The sequence below is a fragment of the Pelagibius marinus genome (assembly GCF_014925385.1).
Classification (GTDB): Bacteria; Pseudomonadota; Alphaproteobacteria; order Kiloniellales; family Kiloniellaceae; genus Pelagibius; species Pelagibius marinus.
This window is the reverse complement of sequence record NZ_JACSDK010000012.1, coordinates 1-2,033: the sequence shown is the minus strand read 5'-3', so window position 1 is coordinate 2,033 and position 2,033 is coordinate 1. Positions and strand designations below refer to the sequence as shown.

General features: G+C 52.5%; 2 protein-coding genes. One reads left to right on the top strand and one right to left on the bottom strand.

Translation table 11 applies throughout. From position 1 onward, the window contains the following. Positions 1-152 precede the first annotated feature (152 nt). Positions 153-836 carry a PEP-CTERM sorting domain-containing protein gene (locus H7X47_RS14775; RefSeq protein ID WP_193369487.1) on the top strand — a complete coding sequence of 228 codons (684 nt, stop codon included), beginning with the start codon at positions 153-155 and terminating at the stop codon, positions 834-836. Between the two features lie 643 nt (positions 837-1,479). Here H7X47_RS14775 and H7X47_RS14770 read toward each other — a convergent pair. Beyond that, positions 1,480-2,033, bottom strand: a 554-nt coding sequence (locus tag H7X47_RS14770; protein WP_193369486.1) for a PEP-CTERM sorting domain-containing protein, incomplete at its 5' end; no start/stop codon positions are given.

Below are 2,033 nucleotides of genomic sequence, written 5' to 3'. Positions count from 1 at the left end.
CAAAAAAATATTACACCTTATGCATTCCGCGGATCGCGGTCGCGCTAATCCGTTGAAAATAAACGTTCCTAAAAAATGGCCTGAATCTTGCTTCACTAGTTGCGAAGGTCCGCGGCATCGAGGGCATAGCCGGGGCAAGGGGAGAGGCTGCGATGCTGGTTCGAAATCTGTTTGGCGCGCTGTTCGGGGTCGCACTTCTGATGTTTCCGCTGCAGGCGCATGCGGTTCTGATCAGCCATAACGGAACCGATGGATTTTACTCCGGCTCTGAAGAAGTCGATGTGTACCTGAACGACTATGCCGTAGAATTTCCTGGGTCAGATCTTTTCGATCTGGACTGCGGTTCATCCATTACTTGCATATACAAACGGTGGGATTCTTTCTCGGAGGGCGACGTTCACGACATTACCTTCACGGAGGAAAACTCTGAAGGAGAAGTCGTATTTTTCGAGACTGTCTTTAACTTCACCGAGGATCCTTGGTCTGATTATCACGTCGAATGGGAGGGTGAACTCGTAATATTTCTTGTGGGTTTATTTGCGATCGATGGCGATGGTAATGTTGTAGACGGCGCGTTTCCGGACTTTGATCTTGCTGATAACTCTCTTGATATTTATTTTGATTTTCCTTTTATAGAAGATATAATTGGTGAAGAATTTTCCGTAGGTCTTTTTTACGGTGGAATATTTGCTTTTGGCGAAGACTCCACATTTGTCCTAAGCCAATATCCAACGCTGCCGGTACCCGAGCCGGGGACGGCGGGACTGTTCTTAATCGGGCTCGTCGGGCTAAGCGTGATTTGGCGCCGGCGGCGGAAACAAGACGCAGCAGTATAGAACGTCCACTTTGAGAGAATTTCAGGCGGCGGTCCTTTGCGACCGCCGTTTCGTTTTGGCATGTCCGTCATGGGTCAAACTGCGACATTTGGCGGGCGCATGCGGATGTCTGCTCCTGAGTGAATTTCCGACATGAACCGATCCGGGTTGAGTTGCGGGGTGATGCCGTGATTCAAGCTCCGAAAGGAGCCTTGAAACATGCGATACGCCCTCTCTGAGAGAGAATGGAGCATCATTCAACCGATCCTGCCCGACAAGCCACAATCCACTTATGGCTGGGCGTTTATGAGTCCACGTCCTAGGGGGTGCTGCGGACGGAAAAGCCCGAGCTCAGGCATTCCCTTGTCCAGCACCTGGACTGAAATACCTGGAGCTGCCCTTAGGCCCTTTTCGACGAGATATAGACCGACATTTCTCGCGAGCATGGCGTCACTCATGTTGGCTATCGAAACTTCCGGGCACTTTGTCTGCAAGCAGCCGGATGTGAGGTCGTTTTTTGAACTTTCGCCATCCTTAAGTCGGCCAGCCGCTAGATAGCCCCTTCGGTGCTGAGCGGCCAAAACCTGCCTTACGCAGGCCTATTAATGAAACAGGTTCTACCTTAAACCAGCATCTCCGAAGGATTTCCACCGCGTTACTCAAGCTATGAGCGGAATACATCTCTCTTACGGCGGTACGCGGCAACACCAAATGCTGTGAGGCCGAATCCAAAGAGGGCAAGTGACGCTGGTTCCGGTACCGCGATCGGCAGTTGGAGCGAAGAAATTCTCAGTAGGTAGCTGTCACCGGCATCCATCGCGTTTCCAGTGATCATGCCCTGTAATGCGAACGAATTAAACTCACCCACACCGATCACGTAGACACCCGCGAGAGCGAAGGTGTAGTCAATTTGTGATAGCAGCCCCAGGCCGCTGTCGTCGTCAAGTGCGAGCAGTGAGCCCGCAAGATCGAACAGGAAAAGTTCTGTGTCGAAATTCGCGGCATCAAACTCAAACCTGAACGTCTCCCCGGCCATAACCGAAAAGTCATAATAGTCAAAGGTACCGTCGCCGGTTGCCGCAATAAGCGCTTCGCCATCGGACAGGGCACTGTCTATATTGAAGGCGCCGTCGATGGAGTTGCCGTCGGTCAGGTCGACCTGCAGCGTATAGGTGTCCCCGGCGTCCGGGGCGTTGCCGGTGATGCCGCCGGGGGAGC